The following is a 428-nucleotide window of genomic DNA, read 5'->3' on the forward strand; positions in this document are numbered from 1 at the left end:
CCGATGGTGACGAGGAAGGTTTTCTCCGCCACCGCCGGCAGGTGCAGAACGCGATTTACCGCGTCGGCAACGGTCGTTCCCTGGCGATTCAGCGCTTCACCTTTGGCCTTCAGGGTCTGCACGTCGCGGGTCATTTTCGGCGTTTTGCCCAACAGCACGTCCAGCGGCAGATCGATCGGCTGGTCGTTGAAATGGCTGTCGCTCATATTCAGATGCAGCTCTTCGGTGGCGTCACCAATCACAGCGTAAGGCGCGCGCTCGCGGCGGCACAGCTCGTCAAACAGCGGCAGCTGGTCCGGCGCCACCGCCAGCACGTAGCGCTCCTGGGATTCGTTACACCAGATTTCCAGCGGGCTCATGCCCGGCTCGTCGCTGAGGATATCACGCAGCTGGAATTTACCGCCGCGGCCGCCGTCGCTCACCAGCTC

General features: G+C 62.9%; 1 protein-coding gene. It reads right to left on the reverse strand.

Annotation, left to right across the window (positions count from 1 at the left end; all coding sequences use genetic code 11):
* The coding region (locus tag GVN67_RS29315; protein ID WP_235035628.1) for an AIR synthase-related protein at positions 1–428 on the reverse strand (428 nt) is incomplete at both ends.

Origin of the sequence: Roseomonas sp. 18066 (assembly GCF_902706185.1) — a bacterium.
Taxonomy (GTDB): domain Bacteria; phylum Pseudomonadota; class Alphaproteobacteria; order Acetobacterales; family Acetobacteraceae; genus Pseudoroseomonas.